This is a genomic window from Stenotrophomonas sp. PS02297 (assembly GCF_029959705.1).
In the GTDB taxonomy this organism is placed as follows: domain Bacteria; phylum Pseudomonadota; class Gammaproteobacteria; order Xanthomonadales; family Xanthomonadaceae; genus Stenotrophomonas; species Stenotrophomonas nitritireducens.
Map to the genome: position 1 here is coordinate 1 of NZ_JASCOS010000013.1, position 18,518 is coordinate 18,518.

At 68.0% G+C, this 18,518-nt stretch carries 18 protein-coding genes, 1 tRNA gene and 1 other RNA gene; 7 read left to right on the forward strand and 13 right to left on the reverse strand.

Features of this window, described 5'->3' with window-relative positions; translation table 11 throughout:
* Nucleotides 1-87: 87 nt before the first annotated feature.
* From QMX80_RS05045 to QMX80_RS05060, 4 genes are all read left to right on the forward strand, one after another.
* Entirely contained in the window at nucleotides 88-411 is a 324-nt protein-coding gene (locus QMX80_RS05045; protein WP_282275641.1) for a hypothetical protein, read from the forward strand.
* A gap of 85 nt (nucleotides 412-496) precedes the next feature.
* The gene (locus QMX80_RS05050) at nucleotides 497-1,087 is read left to right on the forward strand and encodes a YigZ family protein (protein WP_282275643.1); all 591 of its coding nucleotides are present in this window, start codon (nucleotides 497-499) and stop codon (nucleotides 1,085-1,087) included.
* 38 nt (nucleotides 1,088-1,125) lie between these two features.
* Nucleotides 1,126-2,895, forward strand: a complete 1,770-nt coding sequence (locus QMX80_RS05055) for an ABC transporter transmembrane domain-containing protein (RefSeq protein WP_282275644.1) — start codon at nucleotides 1,126-1,128, stop codon at nucleotides 2,893-2,895.
* Between the two features lie 140 nt (nucleotides 2,896-3,035).
* Complete coding sequence (locus QMX80_RS05060) at nucleotides 3,036-3,227, forward strand: hypothetical protein (RefSeq protein WP_282275645.1); 192 nt, start codon at nucleotides 3,036-3,038, stop codon at nucleotides 3,225-3,227.
* A 415-nt stretch (nucleotides 3,228-3,642) separates the two neighbouring features.
* Here QMX80_RS05060 and QMX80_RS05065 read toward each other — a convergent pair whose 3' ends face one another.
* The 5 genes from QMX80_RS05065 to grpE all read right to left on the reverse strand — a co-directional run bounded on the left by QMX80_RS05065 (nucleotide 3,643) and on the right by grpE (nucleotide 9,706).
* A complete protein-coding gene (locus tag QMX80_RS05065; protein ID WP_055765413.1) occupies nucleotides 3,643-4,752 on the reverse strand; it encodes a prephenate dehydrogenase in 1,110 nt (369 codons plus the stop codon).
* Between the two features lie 17 nt (nucleotides 4,753-4,769).
* Nucleotides 4,770-5,678: a pyridoxal kinase gene (gene pdxY, locus QMX80_RS05070; protein ID WP_273081964.1), complete on the reverse strand. Its 909-nt coding sequence runs from the start codon at nucleotides 5,676-5,678 to the stop codon at nucleotides 4,770-4,772.
* 186 nt (nucleotides 5,679-5,864) lie between these two features.
* Complete coding sequence (gene dnaJ / locus QMX80_RS05075) at nucleotides 5,865-6,995, reverse strand: molecular chaperone DnaJ (protein ID WP_055764766.1); 1,131 nt, start codon at nucleotides 6,993-6,995, stop codon at nucleotides 5,865-5,867.
* Between the two features lie 130 nt (nucleotides 6,996-7,125).
* Nucleotides 7,126-9,048 carry a molecular chaperone DnaK gene (gene dnaK, locus QMX80_RS05080; protein WP_273081967.1) on the reverse strand — a complete coding sequence of 641 codons (1,923 nt, stop codon included), beginning with the start codon at nucleotides 9,046-9,048 and terminating at the stop codon, nucleotides 7,126-7,128.
* Between the two features lie 142 nt (nucleotides 9,049-9,190).
* Complete coding sequence (gene grpE, locus QMX80_RS05085; protein WP_282275647.1) at nucleotides 9,191-9,706, reverse strand: nucleotide exchange factor GrpE; 516 nt, start codon at nucleotides 9,704-9,706, stop codon at nucleotides 9,191-9,193.
* A gap of 185 nt (nucleotides 9,707-9,891) precedes the next feature.
* On the opposite strand from grpE, the gene recN reads away from it, so the two are divergent.
* Entirely contained in the window at nucleotides 9,892-11,556 is a 1,665-nt protein-coding gene (gene recN / locus QMX80_RS05090) for a DNA repair protein RecN (protein WP_282275648.1), read from the forward strand.
* A gap of 177 nt (nucleotides 11,557-11,733) precedes the next feature.
* Here recN and fur read toward each other — a convergent pair whose 3' ends face one another.
* Nucleotides 11,734-12,141 carry a ferric iron uptake transcriptional regulator gene (fur, locus tag QMX80_RS05095; RefSeq protein ID WP_055765410.1) on the reverse strand — a complete coding sequence of 136 codons (408 nt, stop codon included), beginning with the start codon at nucleotides 12,139-12,141 and terminating at the stop codon, nucleotides 11,734-11,736.
* A gap of 104 nt (nucleotides 12,142-12,245) precedes the next feature.
* Between fur and bamE the strand changes: the two genes are divergently transcribed.
* A complete protein-coding gene (gene bamE / locus QMX80_RS05100) occupies nucleotides 12,246-12,641 on the forward strand; it encodes an outer membrane protein assembly factor BamE (protein WP_055764757.1) in 396 nt (131 codons plus the stop codon).
* Between the two features lie 21 nt (nucleotides 12,642-12,662).
* On the opposite strand, the gene QMX80_RS05105 is transcribed toward bamE, so the two are convergent.
* Nucleotides 12,663-12,920 (reverse strand): RnfH family protein, encoded by a 258-nt coding sequence (locus tag QMX80_RS05105; RefSeq protein ID WP_282275652.1) that lies wholly within the window; start codon nucleotides 12,918-12,920, stop codon nucleotides 12,663-12,665.
* 3 nt (nucleotides 12,921-12,923) lie between these two features.
* Nucleotides 12,924-13,352, reverse strand: coding sequence for a type II toxin-antitoxin system RatA family toxin (locus tag QMX80_RS05110; protein ID WP_055764753.1), 429 nt, complete (start codon nucleotides 13,350-13,352; stop codon nucleotides 12,924-12,926).
* A gap of 52 nt (nucleotides 13,353-13,404) precedes the next feature.
* On the opposite strand from QMX80_RS05110, the gene smpB reads away from it, so the two are divergent.
* On the forward strand, nucleotides 13,405-13,908 hold the full coding sequence (gene smpB, locus QMX80_RS05115) for an SsrA-binding protein SmpB (protein WP_055764752.1): 504 nt from the start codon (nucleotides 13,405-13,407) through the stop codon (nucleotides 13,906-13,908).
* A gap of 32 nt (nucleotides 13,909-13,940) precedes the next feature.
* On the opposite strand, the gene QMX80_RS05120 is transcribed toward smpB, so the two are convergent.
* From QMX80_RS05120 to alaS, 5 genes are all read right to left on the reverse strand, one after another.
* The gene (locus QMX80_RS05120; RefSeq protein WP_282275655.1) at nucleotides 13,941-14,528 is read right to left on the reverse strand and encodes a hypothetical protein; all 588 of its coding nucleotides are present in this window, start codon (nucleotides 14,526-14,528) and stop codon (nucleotides 13,941-13,943) included.
* 171 nt (nucleotides 14,529-14,699) lie between these two features.
* Nucleotides 14,700-15,053: a transfer-messenger RNA gene (gene ssrA / locus QMX80_RS05125) on the reverse strand.
* Nucleotides 15,054-15,279: 226 nt separating this feature from the next.
* A tRNA-Ser gene (locus tag QMX80_RS05130) sits at nucleotides 15,280-15,372 on the reverse strand.
* A 74-nt stretch (nucleotides 15,373-15,446) separates the two neighbouring features.
* On the reverse strand, nucleotides 15,447-15,650 hold the full coding sequence (gene csrA, locus QMX80_RS05135; protein WP_055765406.1) for a carbon storage regulator CsrA: 204 nt from the start codon (nucleotides 15,648-15,650) through the stop codon (nucleotides 15,447-15,449).
* A 139-nt stretch (nucleotides 15,651-15,789) separates the two neighbouring features.
* Nucleotides 15,790-18,441 (reverse strand): alanine--tRNA ligase, encoded by a 2,652-nt coding sequence (gene alaS, locus QMX80_RS05140; protein WP_282275656.1) that lies wholly within the window; start codon nucleotides 18,439-18,441, stop codon nucleotides 15,790-15,792.
* Nucleotides 18,442-18,518: the final 77 nt, after the last annotated feature.

The window sequence follows — 18,518 nt, forward strand, 5'->3', positions numbered from 1 at the left end:
CCCCCCAGCCCCGGGGGGGGGGCGGCCCCCCCCCCCCGCCCCCCCGCCCCACCGGCGCCTGCCACCTACACATTGGAACCGGCCCCCATGGCCGCCGACGCAGCGCCCGTGACCGCGCAGCAGGCGGAACCGGCGGCAATGCGCCTGCGTTCCAGCGCGCCGCAGCCCTTTGCCGATGCGCCGGTACGTGCATCCGCATCCGGCCTGCACGAACAGGCCAAGAGCACGGTCATGGCGCCGACCAGCATCGACGAAGATGCCAGGCTCCCGCGCCGGAAGTGGCTGGAGCGCATCCGCTCGCGCCGCGACAACGGCGATCTCGATAGTGCACGCGCCAGCCTGGAGCGTTTCGTGCTGGCCTATCCGGAAACCCGCATTCCGCGCGATCTGCAGCCGCTGCTCGCCGACTGAGGCCTGCCGCCGAAAAGCGCGGCAGCACCGGCAAGCACCGTTCGGGTGCCGGCAAACCAGCGGCCAGCCGCCTAGAATGTGCGCGATGCCCGATACCCTCGCCGCGCCCGCCAGCCACGTGCTGGAGATCAAGCACAGCCGCTTCCTCGCCCAGGCCATGCCGATCGGCAGCGCGGCCGATGCGCTGTCCTTCATCGCCGGGGTCTCGGTGGCCGACGCCACCCACAACTGCTGGGCCTACCGCTACGGTAGCGAATACCGTTCCAGCGACGACGGCGAGCCCGCCGGCACCGCCGGTCGCCCGATCCTGGCCGCGATCGACGGTCAGGGCTACGACCGCATCGCCGTGGTCGTGACCCGCTGGTACGGCGGCATCAAGCTCGGCGCCGGCGGCCTGGTGCGCGCATACGGCGGCACCGCTGCCGAATGCCTGCGCCTGGCGCCACGCCTGCCGCTGGTGGCGATGCGCCAGCTGCGGCTGGCCTGCCCATTCGACGAACTCGGCACCGTGTACTCGCAACTGGCCGCGCATGCGGCGGACAAACTTGGCGAGGCGTTCGACGAGCACGGCGCGCAGCTGTCCATCGAATTGCCCGCCGACCGCGCGGACGGCTTGAAAACCCAGCTGCGCGACGCCACCCGTGACAGGGTGCGCTGGCTCGATGCCGGCGGCTGAGGCCGGTGCCGGCCCTCCCTCCTTCCGATGCCCCGCCCATGACCGATACCGCCCCTGCTTCCCCCTCTTCCGCCAAGGCACGGCTGGGCACGCTGCGTGCGCTGTGGCCGTTCGTGCGCAGCCACATGGGGTTGTTCATCGCCTGGCTGGTGGCGCTGGCGGTGGCCTCGGCGGCCACGCTGAGCTTCCCGGTCGCGTTCCGGCGCATGATCGACGACGGCTTCAGCAACGGCAGCAACATCGACCAGGTATTCCTGCTGGTATTCGCGGTGGTGGTGGTACTGGCCGCCGCGAGCGCGGCGCGTTTCTTCTTCGTCTCGCTGCTTGGCGAAAAGGTCGTGGCCGACCTGCGCCGGCAGCTGTACGCGCACCTGATCGGACTGGATGCGCAGTTCCATGACCGCAACCGCAGCGGCGAGCTGGTCTCGCGCCTGTCGGCCGACAGCGAACTGCTGCGCAGCGTGGTCGGCAGCAGCATGTCGGTGGCGCTGCGCAGCACCGTCACCGTGGTCGGCAGCCTGGCGATGCTGTTCGTCACCAGCCCGCGCCTGGCCGCCTTCACCCTCGTCGGCATTCCGCTGGCGGTGCTGCCGATCATCCTCGGCGCGCGCCGGCTGGAAAAAGCCTCGCGCGCCAGCCAGGACCGCGTCGCCGACGCCAACAACCTTGCCAGCGAAACCCTGGGCGCGGTCCGCACCGTGCAGGCCCACGCGCGCGAAGGCTACGAAACCGGCCGCTTCGCCGACGCGGTGCGCGTGGCGGTGGCGACCGCGCGCGGCCGCATCCGCACCCAGTCGCTGGTCACCGCCATCGTCATCACCCTGGTGTTCGGCGCTGTGGTGCTGGTGCTGTGGTCCGGCGCGCACGACGTGATCGCCGGGCGCATCAGCAAGGGCGAGCTGGGCCAGTTCGTGTTCTACGCCCTGATCGGCGGCGGCTCGGTCGGCGCACTCGCCGAGGTATGGAACGAGCTGCAGCGCGCCGCCGGCGGCATGGGCCGCATCGCCGAACTGCTGCAGGAGCGCCCCGGCGTGCGCGCGCCGGCCGCGCCGCTCGCCCTGCCCGCGCCGCTGCGCGGCGACATCCGTTTCGACGACGTGGTCTTCCACTACCCTCAACGCCCGGGACAGCCCGCGCTGGAAGGCTTCACCCTGCACGTGCAGCCAGGCGAGACCGTGGCCCTGGTCGGTCCCTCCGGTGCCGGCAAGAGCACGGTGCTGTCGCTGCTGCTGCGTTTCCACGATCCCGACGCGGGCGCGATCAGCATCGATGGCGTCGACCTGCGCCAGGCCGAGCCCACCGCGCTGCGCGAACAGATCGCGCTGGTGCCGCAGCAGCCGGCCCTGTTCGCGTCCAGCGCCGCCGAGAACATCCGCTATGGCCGCCTGCAGGCCAGCGACGAGGAACTGCATGCCGCCGCACGCGCCGCCGAGGCCGACGACTTCATCCGCGCCCTGCCCGAAGGCTATGCCAGCGAACTGGGCGAGCGCGGCGCACGCCTGTCCGGCGGCCAGCAGCAGCGCATCGCCATCGCCCGCGCCCTGCTCAAGGACGCGCCGATCCTGCTGCTGGACGAAGCCACCAGCGCGCTGGACGCGCAGAGCGAACGCGCTGTGCAGCATGCGCTGGAACGGCTGATGGCCGGCCGCACCACGCTGGTGATCGCGCACCGGCTGGCGACCGTGCTCAAGGCCGATCGCATCGTGGTCATGGACCACGGCCGCATCGTCGCCCAGGGCACCCACGAGCAGCTGCTGCGCGAAGGCGGCCTGTACGCTGAACTGGCGCGGCTGCAGTTCATCGACTGAGACGGACCGGCGATCCATGCGGCGCCTGGCGTGCGGGACGATCCGCGTGCGGTGAGGAACAGGCTCTCGACGCGGGGCTAACGCGCGGCGATGCAGGCTGGCCCGGCCGAACCGGGTTGGATGCCACGCAGGAGGTCGCCATGTCGTTCCGCCAGTTCCCCGCCACCGACAGCAACGGCGAGAGCCACATCATCATCGAGTTCATTCCCGAACAGGGAAACAAGGGTGCCGGCGACACCGTGCCGCGCTACGAACTGGACGATGGCCGCCACCTGCAGCGCAACGCGCGCGAATTCACCACGCTCGACGGCCAGTTGCGGCTGCGCATCTGAAACAGCGCGTCTTCCGCAGGAGCGACGTCAGTCGCGAACGGGGACGTCAGGAAGAATGCTCCATCGCGGCTGACGCCGCTCCTGCGGCCATGCATCCGCGTGCGGATCACGACTGGCGAAGAATTCACCAGCCATCTTGACAGCCTTGCACCGCAAGGGCTGCCGGCGTTCATCCACAGGCTTGTGCGCAGGTCATCCACAACCGCTGTGGATGAATGCGCACATCGATGAACAACGGTTGTCGGCATTGCGGCGATGCACGCGCGATGGCGATGCCCGGCCGGCCACCCCGCTGGAGAAAAAGACTGGCGAAGAATTCGCCAGCCATCTTGACAGCCTTGCACCGCAAGGGCTGCCGGCATTCATCCACAGGCTTGTGCGCAGGTCACCCACACCCGCTGTGGATGAAGCGCACTCAGCGGTCGAGCACCCTGCCGATGCCGCTGCGGTCGATCTCGCGCGCGGCCGCCTCCAGCACTTCCGGCGCATAGCGCTGCACGAAGCCCATGCGGAAATGCACCTCGCCGCCCGGCGTGCGCGAGGAATGGATCGAGGACAGACTGATGCCATGCCGTTCGAACACATGCAGCAGTTCGCGCAGCGAACCGGCCCGGTCCTCGGGCAGGTGCACGCTCATCGCGCGCGTGTCGGTCAGGTCCGCCAGCAGGTAGCCCAGCCGCTCGAAACTGTAGTTGCCCTCGCGCAGCGTCCGTTCGTCCACCGCGTCGCGGTTGTCGTCGAGGAACTGCCTGCGGAACGCCGCCCGCGCCGCGTCGCTGCCATCGGCCAGCTGTGCGCGCAGCCGCTGCAGCTGCTCCAGCAGGCGATCCAGCACCTCGCCCGCATGCGGGTTGCCGAACTGGATGTCCTCGTAGATCGCCGGGTTCAGCGACAGGATGCGCGAGATCACCGCCGCATCCAGTTCGAACGCGGTCGAGCGGTACGGCATCAGCGCCTGCAGCTCGCCGAGCAGCGGCGCATAACCACGCATCACCCCGGCCTGCGCCAGATGGGTGGCATGCACCATCGCCTGCACCAGTGCCATCACCCGGTCGTGGTGCTCGGGCGTGGCCGGCACGCATTCGGCTTCCAGCGCGGCGTACAGCCGTTCCAGCCAGGGCTGCCAGCGCGCCTCCACGCGCGCCTCGCACACCACCATCACCCGGCCCTTGAGCGTGGGCGCCTTGGGCGGCGCGGTCATCGGATGCAGGCCGGCCACGCTGGCCTGCGAACGCAGCATCGCCGCCACCGGCGCGCTCTTGATCGAGGTCACGTCCAGCCACAGCCTGTCGCGCTCGCGCCCGGCCGAACGCCTCGCGTAATCGTCGATCAATGCCGGCGTATACCGGATCGGTGCGGAAAACAGCAGCACGTCGGCACGTTCCAACAGCTGCTCCGGCGACTGCGAGGCGGCATCGACCGGATCGTGGCCGATCACTTCCAGGCCCATGCGCGACTGGAAGAAGCCGCGCAGCCAGCGACCATAGGCACCGCCGCTGCCGACGATGCCGATGACCGGCGCCATCGGCGCCAGCGCCGCGCTCACGCCAGCCGCTCGGCGCGGAAGCGGTACGGCGTGCCCAGCGCGGCCGGTGCGGCGGCCAACACGTCGAACTCCTCCACCCCCTGCGCCAGCGTCGCTTCCAATGCGGCATGCACGCCGGCGATGGCGCGCCCAACCGCATCCTCGAAGCGATGGCCCTTGAGCAGGAACGCCACCAGCAACGACATCAGCACGTCGCCGGTGCCGGCCACGTCCACCGGCAGGTGCGGCGAGGTCCAGCGCCAGATTTCGTCGCGGCCGATCGCCAGTGTGACCAGTTCGCCCGGCACGCCGGACACCGAATGCGCGATCACCCACTGCGGGCCGCGCTCCAGCAGAACGCGCGAGGCAGCGATGGCATCGTCCTGCTGCAGCGCCGGCATGCCGGTCAAACGCCCCAGCTCGAAGGCGTTGGGCGTGACCAGCCATGCGTGCGGCAGCAGGCGTTCGGCGAATATTTTTTCCAGCCCGGGTTCGACATAGGGCCCGGTATGGGTGTCGCCGATCACCGGGTCCAGGCAGTAGCGCAGCCCCGGGCAGGAAGGCCGTGTTTCGTCCAGCCAGTCGGCGAAGGCGGCGCCGTTGGCGACGCTGCCGAAATAACCGGAAACCAGCGCGCCGGCGCGCTGCGGCAGGCCGCGTTCGCTGGCGCCCTGCAGCAGTTCGGCGAACCAGTCGGCCGGCAGCACGCGGCCGCGCAGCGTCGCGTAGAACGGCGCATTGCTGAGCAGGGTGGTGGGAATCTCCGCCACGCGCAGGCCCAGCGCGCGCAGCGGTGGCACCGCCGCGCTGTTGCCGGCATGGCCATAGACCAGCTGCGACTGTACGGAAATCACGTCCACCGGCGAGGGCCCATCCGGGCGTTGCCGGCGACCGTGCACGAGATGGCTGTGGTCGACGTCGTTCATCGCCGCATTCTACGCCTGCGGCCACCACGGCCGACGGCATGGATGCGCACGCAACCAAACGCCGGAAACGAAGAGGCCGCAGCAAGCTGCGGCCTTCGACACTCTGGCAGAAGCGGCTTCAGTCACGAAAAGGCTCTATCGGGAGAGCCATCGCGGCTGAAGCCGCCCTTACGGACAGGCAGGAACTCAGGGCGAGGTCATCCTGTCCCAGAAACCCTTGACGCCATCCAGGAAGGTGGCCGATTTGGGCGAATGCTTGCGCGCTTCCTCGCCGACGAAGGTCGCCTCGAACTGTTCCAGCAGCTTGCGCTGTTCGGCGGTGAGGTTGACCGGCGTCTCCACCACGATGCGGCAGTACAGGTCGCCCTCGGTGCGGCTGCGCACCGACTTGACGCCCTTGCCGCGCAGGCGGAACAGCTTGCCGGTCTGGGTCTCGGCGGGAATGCGGATCTCCGCCTCGCCGCCCAGCGTGGCCACGCGCACGGCATCGCCGAGGGCCGCCTGCGAAATCCGCACCGGCACCTCGCAGTGCAGGTCGTCGCCGTCGCGGGTGAAGATGGCATGCTCGCGCACGCGCACTTCCACATACAGATCGCCCGGCGGCGTACCGGCCGGACCGGCCTCGCCCTCGCCCTGCAGGCGGATGCGGTCGCCGGTATCGACACCGGCCGGCACCTTCACCGACAGCACCTTGTCTTCCTCGACGCGGCCGTTGCCATGGCAGGTCTTGCATGGCTTGGCAACGATCTGGCCGCGACCGCCGCAGTTGTGGCAGGCCTGCTGCATGGCGAAGATGCCGCGCTGCATGCGCACCTGGCCGCGGCCGCCGCAGACGTTGCAGGTCTCGACCTTGCCGTCTTCCGAGCCGCTGCCGTCGCAGTCGCCGCACTCGACCAGGGTCGGAATCTCGATGCGGCGCTCCACGCCGGCAACGGCTTCCTCCAGGTCCAGCTCCATCACGTAACCGATGTCGGCGCCGCGCCGCGCCTGGCGTGCGCCGCCTCCGCCACCGAAGATGTTGCCGAAGATGTCGCCGAAGATGTCGCCCATGTCCGGGCCGCCCGGACCGCCGCCCATCCCGCCCATGCCGTGCTCGAACGCGGCGTGGCCGTGGGCGTCGTACATGCGCCGCTTGTTGCCGTCGGACAGGACCTCGTAGGCCTCCTTGCATTCCTTGAAGGCGGCCTCGGCCGCGGCGTCGCCCGGATTGCGGTCCGGATGATGCTTCATCGCGCAGCGGCGATAGGCCTTCTTCAGTTCCTCGTCGCCGGCGTCGCGGGAGACGCCCAGTACTTCGTAGTAATCGCGCTTGCTCATGCTTTACCTCTCCCTCCCCCTCCGGGGGAGGGCTGGGGTGCGGGTTCGTTGATGCGACAAGGGTCCGGGACCGCACCGCGGCCCCGAACCCTCGCCCCGGCCCCTCCCCGAGGGGAGAGGGCAATGGACATCAGGACTTCTTGTCGTCCTTGACCTCGGTGAACTCGGCGTCGACCACATCGTCGCCAGCCGGACCGGCCGCACCCGCGCCCGGGGCCGGGCCGCCCTGCTCGCCGGCCGAAGCGGCGGCATACAGCGACTGACCGGCTTCTTCCAGCGCCTTCGACTTCGCTTCGATCTGCGCCTTGTCGTCACCCTTCATCGCGGTTTCCAGGTCGGCCAGGGCCGCTTCCACCTTGCCGATGACATCGCCGCCGACCTTGCTGCCATGCTCGGTGATGGCGCTGCGGGTGGCGTGGATCAGGCCATCGGCCTGGTTGCGGGCCTGCACCAGTTCCTGGAACTTCTTGTCTTCCTCGCGGTGCGTCTCGGCGTCGGCCACCATGCGCGCGATCTCGTCCTCGGACAGGCCCGAACCGGCCTTGATCTCGACCTTCTGTTCCTTGTTGGTCTTCTTGTCCTTGGCCGAGACGTGCAGGATGCCGTTGGCGTCGATGTCGAAGGACACTTCCACCTGCGGCAGGCCGCGCGGCGCCGGCTCGATGCCGGTCAGGTCGAACTTGGCCAGCGACTTGTTGTAGCGGGCCTGTTCGCGCTCGCCCTGCAGCACGTGCACGGTCACGGCCGACTGGTTGTCCTCGGCGGTGGAGAAGGTCTGCGAGGCCTTGGTCGGGATGGTGGTGTTCTTCTCGATGATCTTGGTGAACACGCCGCCCAGGGTCTCGATGCCCAGCGACAGCGGGGTCACGTCCAGCAGCAGCACGTCCTTGACGTCGCCGCCCAGCACGCCGCCCTGGATCGCGGCGCCCAGCGCCACGGCCTCGTCCGGGTTGACGTCCTTGCGCGGCTCCTTGCCGAAGAACTCGCTGACCGCCTGCTGCACCTTCGGCATGCGGGTCTGGCCGCCGACCAGGATCACCTCGTTGATGTCGCTCGAACGCAGGCCGGCATCGTTCAGCGCGGTGCGGCACGGCTCGATCGACTTCTTGATCAGCTCTTCCACCAGCGCTTCCAGCTTGGCGCGGGTCAGCTTGATGTTCAGGTGCTTCGGACCCGATGCATCGGCGGTGACGTACGGCAGGTTGACTTCGGTCTGCTGCGCGCTGGACAGCTCGATCTTGGCGCGCTCGGCCGCGTCCTTCAGGCGCTGCAGGGCCAGCGGGTCCTTGCGCAGGTCGATGCCCTGGTCCTTGTTGAACTCGTCCACCAGGTACTCGATGACGCGGTTGTCGAAGTCTTCGCCGCCGAGGAAGGTGTCGCCGTTGGTGGCCAGCACTTCGAACTGCTTCTCGCCGTCGACGTTGGCGATCTCGATGATCGACACGTCGAAGGTGCCGCCGCCCAGGTCGTAGACGACGATCTTGCGGTCCTTGTTGTCGCCCTTGTCCAGGCCGTAGGCCAGCGCCGCGGCGGTCGGCTCGTTGATGATGCGCTTGACGTCCAGGCCGGCGATGCGGCCGGCGTCCTTGGTCGCCTGGCGCTGGCTGTCGTTGAAGTAGGCCGGCACGGTGATGACCGCCTCGGTGACCTTCTCGCCGAGGAAGTCCTCGGCGGTCTTCTTCATCTTCTCCAGCACCTTGGCCGAGATTTCCTGCGGCGCCATCTTGCGGCCGTCGCTGGTGGCCACCCAGGCATCGCCATTGTCGTGGGCGAGGATGCCGTACGGGACGTGGGCGATGTCCTTCTGCACTTCGGCGTCGGTGAACTTGCGGCCGATCAGGCGCTTCACCGCGTAGAAGGTGTTCTTCGGATTGGTGACGGCCTGGCGCTTGGCCGAGGCGCCCACCAGTACTTCGCCGTCCTTCGTATAGGCGACGATGGAGGGCGTGGTGCGGTCGCCTTCCGAGTTCTCGATGACGCGGGCCTTGCCGCCGTCCATGATCGCCACGCACGAGTTGGTGGTGCCGAGGTCGATACCAATGATCTTGCCCATGGGGGACTCCTGAGGATTCGTGTGCCGGCAGCCGCCGGGTATGAACGGGATGTGGGGGATGGCCGGATGACATTCAAGCCACCCCCGGAACGCTGTTTGCCGATGGCCGCGCGCGTTAAGGCGGCGGCCAGCCGGCCGGGGGTCAATCGACCCGGGCCACCACCACCAGCGCCGGCCGCAGCAGGCGCTCGTTGAGCAGGTAGCCCTTCTGGAACACGGTCACCACCGCGCCCGGGGCCACGCCGGCGGGGGCGTCGACCTGGCTGATGGCCTGGTGGTGTTCCGGATTGAACGCCTGCCCGACCGGGTCGAGCAGGGTCAGGCCGTTGTCGGCGGCGACCTTGAGCAGCTGCTTGTAGGTCAGCTCCAGCCCCTCGCGCAGCGGGCTGGGGTCGGCGCCGGCCGCGACCAGCCCCGCATCCAGGCTGTCGAACACCGGCAGCAGTTCGCCCAGCAGCTTCTCGTTGGCGAACTTGCGCGCCTGCTCGATGTCGCGCGCCACGCGCTTGCGCTGGTTCTCCAGGTCGGCGCGCTCGCGCAGCGACTCGCCCTTGAGCTGCTCGATCTCGGCGCGCAGCGCCTGGACCTGCGCGCCCTGCGCCTCGGCCGCGTCGCCAGCGGTGCCCTCGGTCTCGAATTCGGGGTGGTCTTGGTTCATTTCCGGTTCCCTGGCGGTCGTTCTGCCGCCTGCCTGCTCCCCGTATGTGGGCTGCCCCCGGGGTTTCAAGGTTCAGGCTCATCCCCTGCGACCGGCGCGCATTAATCTGTGGCACCGGGCGCCATTCCCGGATTGACCTGCCGCATGCGCATGCTAGTTTTGCGCGGCCCCAACCTCTGCCGACCATGCTCAGACATCTTTCGATCAAGGATTTCGCCGTCGTCCGCGCCACCGAACTGGAGTTCGGGCAGGGCATGACCGTGGTTTCCGGCGAAACCGGCGCGGGCAAGTCGCTGATGGTCGACGCGCTGGGCTTCCTGTCCGGGCTGCGCGCCGACAGCGGCGTGGTCCGCCACGGCGCCGCCCGGGCCGAACTTTCGGCCGAATTCGACCTCGCCGACGAGGCCCCCGCCCGCCACTGGCTGCGCGACAACGAGCTCGACGACGAGGATCAGTGCCAGCTGCGCCGGGTAATCCGCGCCGATGGCGGCTCGCGCGCCTTCATCAATGGCCGCCCGGTGCCGGTCTCGCAGCTGGCCGAGCTGGCCGCCTTCCTGGTCGAGATCCATGGCCAGCACGACCAGCAGGCGCTGCTGTCGCGCCCCAGCCAGCTGGCCCTGCTCGATGCCTATGCCCGCAACGACGCCGAACGCGCCGCGGTGCGTGCCGCCAGCGGCCAGTGGCAGGCGCTGATCGACGAGCGCGATGCGCTGTCGCAGCAGGGCGACGTCTCCGACCGCATCACCTTCCTCGAACACCAGCTCGGCGAGCTGCAGCGCGAGGAACTGGAACCGGCTGCGCTCGTGGCGCTGGCCGCCAGCCATCGCCGCCAGGCGCACTCCACCGCGCTGATCGAGGCCTGCCAGTACGCCGGCAACGCGCTCAACGGCGATGAGGCCCCCGCCCTGCTCGGCCTGCTGCAACAGGTGCGGCACGAACTGTCGCGGGTCAGCCAGCACGATGCGCGGCTGGGCGAGATCGACGGCATGCTCGACGCCGCCGGCATCCAGCTGCACGAGGCCCTGGCCCAGCTGGACCGGGTGCTGGACGACCTGGACAGCGACCCGGAAGCGTTCGAGGAGATCGAGCGCCGGCTCGGCCGCCTGCACGACCTGGCGCGCAAGCACCGCGTGCCGATGGAAGAGCTGGCCGACGCCCGCGAACGCCTCGCCGCGGAACTGGAACAACTACGCGGCGCCGACGAGCGCCTGTCGCGGCTGGCCGGCGAGATCGACACGGCCACCGCGCGCTGGCAGGCGCAGGCCGCCCGGCTCACCGCCAGCCGCGCCAGCGCGGCCAAGGCCCTGTCGGACACCACCACCACCCTGATCGGCGAGCTGGGCATGGGCGGCGGCCAGTTCCTGATCGAACTGGAACCCCAGCCGCAGCCACGCCCGGACCCGAACGGCGCCGAGCGGGTCGAATTCCTGGTTGCCGCCAATGCCGGGCAACCGCCGCGGGCGCTGCGCAAGGTCGCCTCCGGCGGCGAACTGTCGCGCATCTCGCTGGCCATCGAAGTAGCGGCGCTGGGCCTGGATGCCGTGCCGACCATGGTGTTCGACGAAGTGGATTCGGGCATCGGCGGCGCCGTGGCCGACATTGTCGGCAAGAAGCTCCGCGCCCTGGGCGAGCGCCGCCAGGTGCTGTGCGTGACCCACCTGCCACAGGTCGCCTCCAAGGGCCATGCCCATTACCGGGTCAGCAAGGCACCGGTGGAAGGCATGACCCAGAGCGCGGTGGAACTGCTCGATGCCAGGGGCCGCGAGGAAGAACTGGCGCGCATGCTCGGCGGCGCCGAAGTGAGCAAGGAAGCCCGCGCCGCCGCGCGCAAACTGCTGGCCGAGGTCTGAGCCCCGGCACTGCCCACCCACTGCCGGGGGCCGGCGAAGTCACCCACCTCCTGCGCCTCGATGTGGCACCGGCCGGCACCGGGGCGACTACCCCGGCAATCTGCCGGCCACCAGCACACCGCCCGCAGACAAAAACACCGGCACGGGGCCGGTGTCGTCTTCCACGGTGCGGGCGCCTCAGCGCCGCTTCTTGCGCACGTACAGCACCAGCGAATGCTCTTCCAGTTCGTAGCCATGCTCGGCCGCGATCTTCTTCTGCAGTTCCTCGATCTCGCGGCTCTCGAACTCGATGATCTTGCCGGTATCCACGTCCACCATGTGGTCGTGGTGGCCGCCGCGGTCAAGTTCATAGACCGCCTGCCCACCTTCGAAGTTGTGCTTGAGCACCAGGCCGGCCGCCTCGAACTGGGTCAGGACGCGGTAGACCGTCGCCAGGCCGATCTCGTCGCCGCAATCGAGCAGCTGCCGGTAGATGTCCTCGGCGGTCAGGTGGTGGTGCGGGGTGTTCTGCTCAAGCAGCGCCAGGATGCGCATCCGCGGATGCGTCACTTTCAGGCCGACTTTGCGCAGGTCGTTGGATTCCATGGCCATCGTGTTCATTGGCGGTTTAACGCCAGTTGCCTCCGGTCAGATCGCGCTGGGTGCCGGGGAGTGTATCATCGCCGGGATTTCCTCAATCGCCTGTCCCAATGCGCAACCTCCTGCTGATCGCCGTTGTCGCCCTGTCCACCGCCGGCTGCGGCATCATCTACAAGCAGCCCATCTACCAGGGCAACCTGCTGCAAGAAAAGTCCGTCGCGCAGCTGCAGGCCGGCCAGAGCAAGCAGCAGGTCAACGCGCTGCTGGGGACGCCGTCCATTCCCGATCCGTTCCATGCCCAGCGCTGGGACTACACCTCCAGCCAGCGCGTGAACCGCCTGGGCAAGACCGAGGTGAAGAATTTCACCGTGTTCTTCGAGAACGACCGCGTCGCCCGCTGGGAAGGCGACTACTTCCCCAACCAGGATGCGGAACTGGCCCAGAAGAGCGTGCGCCAGTTCGGCCGCAACCTGGCCAAGGACAAGAAGAAGCGCGGCGGCCACTGAACCCGGGCGCCACGCACCAGATCAATCGCCGCCGCGCGCCCGCCGGCGGCGATTTTCTTTTGGGTCGGCCAACAACGGCCTGAGCAGTTCGATGCGATCCCCTTCATGCAGCGCCTGCTGCGGCCGCGCGAGCACGCCATGCACGGCCGTGGCCACGAAGCCGCCATCGGTGCCCAGCGCCGCCGCCTCCAGCGCGTCGGCTACCGTGCAACCTTCCGGCAGGATCAGTTCGCGACGCAGGTAGCGCTCCGGCCAGGCCAGCACCACTTCCACGCGCATGGCTCAGCCCCCCTGCTCGGCCACGCGCACGAAATCATTGACCATGCGATCGGCCAGCCCCTGGAAACCCAGCGCAAGCGCCGGCCCAAGCAGGCGCGAGGTCGGCTCGAACTCGAGCTCGAGGCTCACCTTGCAGGCAGCATCGGACAGCGGCTGGAACTGCCAGCGGCCATGCAGGCGCTTGAACGGGCCATCCTTCAACTGCATGTCGATGCTGCCCGGACGCTGCAGCACGTTCTCGGTCATGAACCAGGTCCGGAACGAACCCAACCCCAGGTCCAGGCGGGCCACCAGCCGTTCCGGCCCCTGCTCCAGGATCTGCGCCGCCTCGCACCAGCGGAAACGACGCGGATAGGCGGCGACATCGTTGACCAGATCGAACATGCGCTCGGCGGGCTGTTCGACCAGAGCGCTACGGCGGATGGTAGGCATGCGGAATACGGACGGATGTTCGGAACGCCTCCGAATCGGAGACAATAAGGGAATGAGCAAGAAACCCGGTAAGGATAAAGCAAAGAACGCGCAGGCCGACAAAACCATCGCGCTCAACAAGCGCGCGCGCCATGAATACCACCTGGAGGAACGCTTCGAGGCCGGACTGGTGCTACAGGGCTGGGAGATCAAGGCCATCCGGGCCGGGCGCGGCAACATGACCGATGCCTACGCCTATGTGAAAGACGGCGAGATCTTCCTGATCGGCGCCCAGATCACCCCGCTGATCCAGGCCTCCACCCACACCGTTCCCGAGGACCGCCGCCAGCGCAAACTGCTGCTGCACCGGCGCGAGATCGACAAGCTGATCGGCCGCGTCGAGCGTGACGGCTACACCCTGGTACCCACCGCGATGTACTGGAGCAAGAACAAGATCAAGCTCGAGATCGCGCTGGCCAAGGGCAAGCAGAACCACGACAAGCGCGACACCGCCAAGGAACGCGACTGGGCCCGCGAGAAGCAGCGCGCAATGCGCGCCCACAACCGCAACGCCTGAGTGAAGCGGCGGGTCCACCCACCACCCCGTCTTCAGCCCAGCAGCAACGCCCGCCTGTCGCGCACGCGGGCATCGCACCTGCCCAGTGCGACATGCAGCGCGGCGAGCGGCACCGCCACCGCGAGCCGCCCTGCATCGCCGCCAGCACCCGCCATCCAGCGCCTCGCCTCCGCTGCCGCATCCGGTGGCAACAACGCCAGCAGCTCGACATCCTCCAGGGAATCGACAACCGCCTGGAGGCGCATGGAAAGGCCGACAACGCGCGCCGCATAGCTGCCCACATGCACCACGGCGATGACGACCGCCAGCCCTGCCGCGCCCCAGGCACCCCACATGCCCGTCGCGATGCCCAAGGCCGATGTCGCCAGCAACAGCAGCAGCACCGCAAACCCGGGATTCCCGAGGGGCGCCAGCGAGGGCCGCCGGAACGCCCGGCGGCAGAGCAGCGCAAGCGCCAGGACAGCCACCGCCTGCACGCCCGGCTGTGCGGCCATGAGCGCAGCGCCCGCCGCCAGCACCAATCCCAGGCCGACCCACGAAGAGGGCATCGCCCGCCGGCGGAAATCAGCGCCAACGGTCGCAGCCAATCCACTCAGGCGATACGGACAAGGAGAATTCATCTGGCCATGCCATCACGGGAACATGGCAGCCATGGTCGACAGCCGCATGTCGCAGAATGGTCGCAGTGCCGTTAAGCCGTTCCGCCACGCGCTCCAGCATGCGGCACGACCACTGCAGCCTTGCCTTCAGGCAAAAGAAAAGCCCAGCCGGCGAAGGCTGGGCTTTATAGATGGTGGAGGTGGGCGGAATTGAACCGCCGTCCGAAGGCACTCCATCCCCGGTACTACATGCTTAGCTCGCCGTTGCATCTCGTCCCGGAACAGCACGGCGCGCAAAGCGCATCCCGGAACCAGCCCGCTTTATCTAGCTTGGAGCTGACGGGCAGCCACCCCATGCGATTCCGTGATGATGACCCTACGCAGCGAGCACGGACACAAGCTGTTTCGGGGCTTAGGCCTTAAGCGGCCAGAGCGTAGTTGTCGTCGTTGGCAACTATGAGTTTTGCAGCTGGATTTACGAGGAAAGCTACCCCCTCGGCATGCACCAAGCGACTTCACAACCCCCGTCGAAACCAGTGCACCCCCGATTTCTTCAAGAATCTTCAGTCTTCATCGTCCAGATCCGCGATGCAGTCCGGACGATGCTCGACGTCGGTCATGGTACGCGATGCCGCCAGCGGCGTCACCTCCACGCATCTCCCTGGACACCCCGCAGTCAGGCGTCATCCGTGTCCCGGGGCAGCGATGCGGATCCATGTCCCTGAAATGAAAAACGTCCGCAAACCGAGGCGGTCTGCAGACGTTCTTCAACTGGCGGAGTGAGAGGGATTCGAACCCTCGATAGAGCTTTTGACCCTATACTCCCTTAGCAGGGGAGCCCCTTCGGCCTCTCGGGCATCACTCCGTTTTCTTTCGCCCTGCCGCGTGTTCCGTGGCAGGGCGCGAAGAATACCGTTTAACGGGGTGAAAGGTAAACCCTTATTCGGAAGTTTCTTCACTTCCCGGTGCAGCCGGCTCGTCGCCGCGCTGGATACGCTGGAAAATCTCCTCACGGTGCACCGCCACGTCCTTCGGCGCGGTGATACCGATACGTACCTGGTTGCCCTTGACGCCGAGCACGGTCACGCTGACCGAGTCACCAATCATCAGGGTTTCGCCTACACGGCGAGTCAGGATCAACATTGTGCGAATCTCCATGGAACCAGTGGGGGCTTCCCACCGGCATTGGCGCGCCAAGTACCTGCGCCCCACGACAAAGGGAAAAGACCCCCAATGTTAATGGCAGGGCGCCGGCGCCTTCAAGGCGCGCGGTTGTCTACGTTCATGCCAAGTGTGGCTTGATCCATTCCAGCACGCCTTCGAGCGCGGCGACCAGTTTGGGACCGTCTTCACCACCACCCTGCGCCAGATCGGGACGACCACCGCCCTTGCCACCGATCTGACCGGCGACATGGGACAGCAGTTCCCCGGCCTTGACCCTGCCCATTGCCGAGCCGTTCACGCCAGCGACCAGGGATGCCTTTCCATCCTGGGTGCCGGCCAGCAGGATCACCGCGTCGCCCAGCTGCTGCTTCAGGCGGTCCATGGCATCGCGCAGCGCCTTGGCGTCGAAGCCTTCCAGGCGCGCAGCCAGTACCTTCACGCCACCGATCTCGACTGCCGACGCGCCGAGGTCGGCGGTCGCGCCCGAAGCCAGCTTGGCCTTGAGGGCTTCCAGCTCGCGCTCGAGCTTCTTCTGCCGCTCGCCGAGCTGGCGGATCTTCTCGACCACGTCGGTCGCCGCGCCGCCCAGCAGGCTTGCGGCCTCGGCCAGACGGGCTTCCTCGGCATCCACATGGTCCAGCGCGCCCTGCCCGGTCACCGCCTCGATGCGGCGCACGCCGGAGGAGACGCCACCTTCGGAGGTGATCTTGAACAGGCCGATATCGCCGGTGCGCGATACGTGGGTGCCGCCGCACAGTTCGGTGGAGTAGTCGCCCATCTTCAGCACGCGCACGTTCTCGCCGTACTTCTCGCCGAACAACGCCATCGCACCGAAGTCCAGCGCCTCCTGCATGCCCATGTGGTGCACTTCGGCGGCGTTGTTGGCGCGCACCTGCTCGTTGACCTTGCGCTCGATGATCGCCAGTTCATCCGCGCCGATCGGCTGGAAGTGCGAGAAATCGAAGCGCAGGCGGTCCGGCGCCACCAGCGAGCCCTTCTGCTGCACATGGGTGCCGAGCACCTCGCGCAGGGCGGCATGCAGCAGGTGGGTGGCGGAGTGGTTGAGGATGGTGGCGCTGCGGCGGGCGTTGTCGATCGTGCCGGACAGCACGTCGCCGAGCTTGATCGCGCCCTGGCTCAAGGTGCCGACATGACCGTGGAACTGCCCGGCGAACTTCTGCGTATCGGACACCGCCACCTGCGCGCCGTTTCCGGACAGCGTGCCGGTATCGCCGACCTGGCCGCCCGACTCGGCATAGAACGGGGTCCTGTCGGTGAACAGGATCACCTCGTCGCCGGCCTGCACGGCATCCACCGGGCGTCCGTCCTTGAGCAGCGCGACCACCTTCAGGCCGTCGGCCTGGAGCTGGTCGTAGCCCAGGAAGACGGTCGGCGACAGCGTGGCGACAAGTTCCGCCGGCAGCTGCACGCCGCCACCGAACTTGCCGGCGGCGCGCGCCATTTCGCGCTGGTGCTCCATGGCGGAGTCGAAGCCGGCCATGTCCACCGTCATGCCGCGCTCGCGGGCGATGTCGGCGGTCAGGTCGACCGGGAAGCCGTAGGTGTCGTACAGACGGAAAGCATCGGCGCCGGGAATGACGCCATCGCCGACCTTGGCCGCGACGTCGTCGAAGATCTTCATGCCGGCATCCAGCGTCTCGGCGAAGCGCTCTTCCTCGGCCAGCAGCGCCTTCTGCACCGTCGCGGCCGCGGCCGGCAGTTCCGGATAGGCCTCGCCCATCAGCTCGACCAGGGTCGGCACCAGCTTGTGGAAGAACGGCTGGCGCACGCCCAGCATCCAGCCGTGGCGCAGGGCACGGCGGATGATCCGGCGCAGCACGTAGCCGCGGCCTTCATTGGACGGCAGCACGCCATCGACGATGAGGAAGGAGCAGGCGCGGATGTGGTCGGCGATCACGCGCAGCGACTTGTTCTCCAGGTCGGCGGTGCCGGTCAGCCCGGAAGCCTTGCGGATCAGCGCCTGGAACAGGTCGATTTCATAGTTGGTGTGCACGTGCTGCAGGATCGCCGCCAGGCGCTCCAGGCCCATGCCGGTATCCACGCACGGCGCCGGCAGCGGCACCAGCGTACCGTCGGGCTGGCGGTCGAACTGCATGAAAACCAGGTTCCAGATTTCGATGAAGCGGTCGCCATCTTCATCCGGAGAACCCGGGGGACCGCCGGCGATATGCTCGCCGTGGTCGAAGAAAATCTCGGTGCACGGACCGCACGGGCCGGTATCGGCCATCTGCCAGAAATTGTCGGAGGCGTACGGCGCGCCCTTGTTGTCGCCGATGCGGACGATGCGCTCTTCCGGCACGCCGATCATGTCGCGCCACAGCGCGTAGGCCTCGTCGTCGTTGTGGTAGACGGTGATCAGCAGGCGCTCGGCCGGCAGCTTCCAGACCTGGGTCAGCAGCTCCCAGGCCCAGGCGATGGCGTCCTTCTTGAAGTAATCGCCGAAGGACCAGTTGCCCAGCATCTCGAAGAAGGTGTGATGGCGGGCGGTGTAGCCGACCGAATCGAGGTCGTTGTGCTTGCCGCCGGCGCGCAGGCAGCGCTGGACGTCGGCCGCGCGCACGTAGCTGCGCTTCTCCGCGCCCAGGAACACGTCCTTGAACTGCACCATGCCGGAGTTGGTGAACAGCAGGGTCGGATCGTTGCCCGGCACCAGCGGCGCGGACGGCACGATGGTGTGGCCCTTCCCCTTGAAGAATTCGAGGAAGTCGGCACGGATCTGTGAGGTAGTGAACTTTGCGGGTGTATTCATGAGGACTGGCGATAGGCGGGCTGGCGGCAGCCGGCTCCCCACGCGGTTCGTGGATCCGGAACGGCCGAAACCCTGAA